The sequence below is a fragment of the Bradyrhizobium sp. PRIMUS42 genome (assembly GCF_023006515.1).
Classification (GTDB): Bacteria; Pseudomonadota; Alphaproteobacteria; order Rhizobiales; family Xanthobacteraceae; genus Bradyrhizobium.
This window is the reverse complement of the sequence record NZ_JALBGZ010000482.1, coordinates 1-5,028: the sequence shown is the minus strand read 5'-3', so window position 1 is coordinate 5,028 and position 5,028 is coordinate 1. Positions and strand designations below refer to the sequence as shown.

Sequence of the window (5,028 nt, the reverse complement as noted above, 5' to 3'; positions counted from 1 at the left end):
CGCCATCTCCGCGCCGGCGGTGCGCCGCTCGGAATGCGAGCTGTCGTCCGGCTGCGCGCCGGGGGCAGGGGGGACGCCCTGCTGTGAGGCATCGCGCATGGGAGCAGTGTTTCCGGTCATGGCGTGGCTCCGTTCGGATCGCGTCGAGCTTCAAATCGGTCGTCCGTACTTGTACGGGTCTTCGCGCGTTCTATGGCTGCGAGGGCCCGGCGTATTGCCTGAAGCGAGCATGCTTTGTCCGATCCTGCTCCAAGCAGGCGCGCGATTTTCACAAACGCACGATGGGTGAACGGACGGAAAAATGTTTGATTACAACGGGGCGCGAGGCAGGCCGTCACATGGTTGTCGCGATCGGGCCCGTCCGCGCCGGACAAATCGAGCTTCCTTCCCGACGCGGATGTTCGCGCCGAAGGGTTCGGAGGCTGCCTAAGCACTTCCGAACCGCGGTATTTGCCGTTCCCGTCCATTCTCCGATCGGGGATGAACATGAGACGGCGAGAGTTCATCATCATCCTGGGCGGCGCGACCACCTTGGGTGCGTTGCCCGCGCGCGCTCAGCAGCGTGAGCATGTTCCGCGTGTGGGCATTGTGTGGATCGCTCCGCAATCGGTCGTCCGTTTCACGACGCATTCCGCGCGGGACTGCGCGAGCTGGGTTATATCGAAGACCGGACGATTGCTCTCGAAGCGCCGCCGTTCGGGCTGGCCGAGGCAGGCGCCTTGTTGAGCTAGGGTGCGAACACGCCCGACATGCTGCGGCGCTCCGCCCGCTGCGTCGACCGGATCATCAAGGGCGCGAAGCCGGAAGATCTTCCCGTGCAGCAGCTGGTCAAGTTCGAGCTCGGGGTCAATTTGAAAGCAGCCAAGGCCCTTGGTCTTGCCATTCCCACCTCCATTCTGCTGCGGGCCGACGAAGTGGTCGAATGACACCGACCAGGAGATCAACGCGAGACAGGGATCGAGCATGCGGGCTTTGTCGACGGAGTGCGGCGATGAACTGCGCCGCCCGCTAAGCCGCCGCGGCGTGCGCCGACAAGAGCTGCTTCAATTTCGCTGCGGGCACGGCCGGGCTGAACAGCCAGCCCTGCATCTGGCTGCATCCGAGCTGGCGCAGCACCTCGCGCTGGGCTTCGGTCTCGACGCCTTCGGCGGTCGTCGCCATGTGGCGGGCGGCGGCCATGTGCACCACGGCCCGCACGATCGGGGAGGAATCCTCGGGTTCGCCGATGTCGCTGATGAAGCTGCGGTCGATCTTGATCTTGTCGAACGGGAAGCGGTGCAGATAGCTCAGCGACGAATAGCCGGTGCCGAAATCGTCGAGCGCGATGCGCACGCCGAGCTCGCGCAGCTGCTGCAGGATCGTCAGCGCCTCCTCGTCGTCGCGGATGAGGACCGTCTCGGTGATCTCGAGCTCGAGCCGTCCGGGCGCAAGCCCGGACTCCGCGAGCGCCGCGGCGACCTTGAGCGCCAGCGTCCGCGAGCGGAACTGCACCGGCGAGACGTTGACTGCGATGTGAATCTGGCCGGGCCAGGAGGCGGCCTCGGTGCAGGCCTGCTTTAGCACCCATTCGCCGATCTCGCCGATCAGCCCGGTGTCTTCCGCCACGGGAATGAAGTCCGCCGGCGAGATCATGCCGCGCTCCGGATGGCGCCAGCGCAGCAGCGCCTCGCAGCCGGTCACGACGTTGGCCGCGAGATCGACCAGCGGCTGATAGTGCACCTCGAACTCGCCGCGAACGAGCGCCTGACGCAGATCGAGCTCGAGCTGACGGCGCAGCCTCGCCTTGGCATCGTATTCGGGTGCGAAGACGCGGTAGGTGCGGCGCCCTTCCGACTTCGCCGCGTACATCGCAAGATCGGCGCGCTTGAGCAGATCGTCGAGATTGTCACCGTGGTCGGGCGCGATCGCGATGCCGATGCTGGCATCGGTCGCGATGTCCTGGCCCTTGCAATCCACCGGCGCGCGCAACGCCGCGAGGATGGTTTCCGCCAGCGCCGTCAGCTCGGCCTTGTCGCTTGTGCCGGCCTTGACGATGGCGAATTCGTCGCCCCCTAGCCGGGCGACGAGATCGTTGCCGCTGACGCAGGCGCGCAGGCGCATCGCCACCTGGCGCAGCAGCTCGTCGCCGACTTCGTGCCCCAGCGAATCGTTGACGCCCTTGAACTCGTCGACGTCGATATAGAGGATGGCGAACGGCTTTCCCTCGCGGAGCTCGGCAACGCGCCGCTCCAGATGCCCGCGCATCAAGACGCGGTTGGGCAGGTCGGTCAGCGCGTCGTAATGCGCCATATGCGCGATGCGCTCGTCGGCGCGGATGCGGGCGGTGACGTCCTCATGGGTGGCGAGCCAGCCGCCGGCCGCGCCGGGCTGGTTCTTGATCTCGATCAGGCGACCGTCGGCGGTCTCGACGATCGTGTTCTGCGTGCGCCCGACATTGCTCAGGATGTCGTCGCAATAGGACGAGACGTCGCCGTGGAACGATCCGCTTTCATGGCGATGCTGGATCACGTCGCGGAAAGTGACGCCGGGTTTCACCACATCAGGGGACAAGCCGTACATCTCGATGTAACGCCGGTTGCAGACGATCAGCCGCTCGTCCTGGTCGAACATCAGGAGACCTTGCGTCATCGTGTTCATCGCGGTGTCCAGCCGCTGCTTCTCGAGCGATAGCCGGTGCGTGACCTGGCGGAAGATCAGGAACAGCGTGAGCACCAAGAGGCCGATCGACAACACGGCGACGGTGACGAAGAATTTCGTTTGCGTGTGCCAGGTCGCGAGCGTCGCGTCCAGCGACTTGGTCGCGACCACGACCAGCGGCTCGCCGGCGAGGAGGCGCGAGGCGACGATGCGGTCCTTGCCGTCGATCGGGCTTGCGATCTGCATGGAGACGAAGGTGCGCTCGAACACCGCCATCTGCTCCGGCGTGCCTTTGCGAAAATTCTGCCCGATCATCGCATCGACACGCGGAACGCGCGCCAGCAATTGGCCGTTCTGGTGGTGCATCGCGATCGAGGAGTCCTCGCCAAGCCCGGTCGAGGCGAAGAAGGATTCGAGCTGCTCGGGTGCGATCGCGCGCGAGACCAGCCCGAGGAATTCGCCGTGCGGGCCGGACACGCGCCGTGCGAGCACAATCGCCGGTCCGTTGCCGATCCGGCCCTGTACGACCTCGATCTCTTCCTGCGCGGCCGGATCGTTCTTGAGGCGGTTGAAATAGCCGCGGTCGGCGACCGAGACGTCGGCGACCGGCCAGCGCCGCGACGAGTTGATCAGCACGCCGCTGGCATCGAACAGATTGGCGCCGGCGACGTCGGACCAGCCGCTGGCTTTTGCACGCAGCACCTCGTGCATCGCCAGCGTGCCCATCTCGCTGCGGAAGATGTCGGCGGATTCGATGCCGCGGCTCTCGAGCTCGGCGATGATGCTCTTCTGGAGCACCGCGAAATCCTCGAACTCGCGGTCGAAATGCCGGGCCAGCAGGCGCACGGAGTTTTCAAGGCTTTCGCGGCCGCTCTCGATCGCGTTCTGCCGGAAGCGGTCGACGGTCAGCGCGGTGCCGACGGCCATCGCGGCCATCAGCACGAAGCCGCCGACGATCAGCCATGTCAGTGGCGCTCCCCGCCAGCGACGGAGCAACGCGCGCATGCGCGCGGTCCATCGGATCGATGTGCCCATGCAGCCCTCCCGTGGGACGCAAGATGCAGCCAAACCGAAAAGACCCCGTTACCATCGAGGGTTAGGGAACTATGAATCGGAGCGGAATCAGTGGGTTGGTTCCCTCAGCGCGGGAAGTCCCGTAGCGGGAACTCCCGGAGTTGGGCAAAGGCGCATTCGCGCCGTGCCCACGATCTGTCCATGACGGATGGAGGTGGTGGGCACGGCGCGCGAAGCGCGCCTTTGCCAAGTCGGGCCTACCGCTTGATCTCCCAGTTCAACGCTTCCGCATTGCCCTTGGCGAACATTTTGGGCACGTCGAACTTCCCGGTCATGAGGTCATAACGGCATTTCCAATCCGCCAATCCCTTCACGGCGACGTTCTTCGGATGCTTGTCCATTTCGCCCGACAGCGAGATCACGAGGTAGCGGTTGTTAGGCCAGTCGACCCCGAGCCAGCGATAGGCATCTTCCGTGCCTTTCACGAGATTGGCCGAGATGTGGTAGTCGAGCTTCATCCTGTTGGTGTCGGGCCGGCTGTGGAAATAGGCCCAGGCGAGGTCGCTGAGCGACTTCTTCGTCGCGTTGACGAAGGCGCCGTTCTCGACATGATAGAGAAACAGATCCTGCGAGCCCGAGCCGGTCTTCTGCATCCGCACCAGCCATTGCGAATCGCTGGTGAAGCGGAAGCCCGCGCCGTAGCCCTGCTCCGGCTTCAGCTCGGTCATCTGCTCGCCGCGTCGTGCCCAGACCTGCCATTTGACGCCGAAAAGGTCTTCGCTGTCCTTCAAGTACTGCTCGAGCCTGGTGGCGCCGTCGGGCGAGGTGAAGGCGAGGTCGGCGTTGTCGGTGAGGACGAAGCCCGGCGGCGGGCCAGAGGCCGCCAGCGCGGGAGAAGCGGCGAGCGTCAGGGCAAGCGCCAGCCATGGCGCGGTGCGAAAAAATGCGGTCACTGGAAAATCCTAAAATATAGCCGCGGCGCGGCCTCGCTGATTTGACGCCGAGGGGGCCGCGCCGGTTCATCCCCGGCGCATTGGGCTAAGCGATCATCCCTTCGACCGACTTGCTGCCGTGGCCAAATCGGCGCACCTTGCGGGCCTCGGTTGATTTGTCACCCAAGGTTCTTTTCCGATGATGACCGCATCCAAGGCCTTCATTGCGTTCTGCCTGCTCGCACTGGTCGGCACGGTGCTGGTGATCGGCCCGACCGAGCTGCGCCGTCTGCTGCCGGATGGGACCAAGACCGCAATCGCCGCCAAGCCGGAGGCCAAGGCCGAACCCAAGGTCGAGGCCAAGGTAGATCTCAAGCCCGAGCCGAAACCGGAAGCGCCCAAACCGGAACAGCCAAAGCTTGCCGCCGCCACGCCGCCTGCGCCT

At 65.1% G+C, this 5,028-nt stretch carries 3 protein-coding genes and 1 pseudogene; 2 read left to right on the top strand and 2 right to left on the bottom strand.

Annotated features, from left to right (window positions below; genetic code table 11):
• The first annotated feature begins 749 nt into the window (after positions 1-749).
• The gene (locus tag MOV75_RS27175; protein WP_246930658.1) at positions 750-926 is read left to right on the top strand and encodes an ABC transporter substrate binding protein; all 177 of its coding nucleotides are present in this window, start codon (positions 750-752) and stop codon (positions 924-926) included.
• Between the two features lie 82 nt (positions 927-1,008).
• Here the strand turns inward: MOV75_RS27175 and MOV75_RS27170 are convergent, their stop codons facing one another.
• Both MOV75_RS27170 and MOV75_RS27165 read right to left on the bottom strand, forming a co-directional pair.
• Complete coding sequence (locus MOV75_RS27170; protein WP_246930660.1) at positions 1,009-3,672, bottom strand: EAL domain-containing protein; 2,664 nt, start codon at positions 3,670-3,672, stop codon at positions 1,009-1,011.
• A gap of 236 nt (positions 3,673-3,908) precedes the next feature.
• On the bottom strand, positions 3,909-4,604 hold the full coding sequence (locus MOV75_RS27165) for a hypothetical protein (protein WP_246930662.1): 696 nt from the start codon (positions 4,602-4,604) through the stop codon (positions 3,909-3,911).
• Positions 4,605-4,782: 178 nt separating this feature from the next.
• Between MOV75_RS27165 and MOV75_RS27160 the strand changes: the two are divergent.
• A pseudogene (locus MOV75_RS27160) lies at positions 4,783-5,028 on the top strand (peptidoglycan-binding protein LysM); the annotation flags it as partial.